Here is a 362-nt window from a genome sequence, read left to right on the forward strand (position 1 = left end):
TCAGATTTAAGTGATGATAGTGAAACGGTTACGATAGCTGAAGATACAATTGCTACAGGTAATGTGCTTGATAACGCAGAAACTGCAGACGGTCCACTAACTGTTACAAGCTTTACGGTTGGTGGAAATACGTACAATGCAGGTGATACGGTTACCCTTGCTGAAGGTGAACTCATCTTAAATGCAGACGGTAGCTATACCTTCACACCTAATGATAATTTCAACGGTGCTGTGCCTGTTATTACTTATAGCGTTACTGACGGTGCAGGTGATACACAGACTTCTACCTTAACGATTTCAGTGACACCAGTTTCTGATCTGAGCGATGATAATGAAACTGTCTCTGTTGCAGAAGATACTAC

1 protein-coding gene is annotated in these 362 nt (G+C 41.7%); it reads left to right on the top strand.

Annotated elements, in window-relative coordinates; translation table 11 throughout:
• A partial coding sequence (locus tag H4J67_RS20085; protein ID WP_182204941.1) for an Ig-like domain-containing protein occupies positions 1–362 on the top strand: 362 nt, incomplete at both ends.

This window comes from Colwellia sp. BRX10-4 (genome assembly GCF_014077465.1).
In the GTDB taxonomy this organism is placed as follows: domain Bacteria; phylum Pseudomonadota; class Gammaproteobacteria; order Enterobacterales; family Alteromonadaceae; genus Colwellia_A.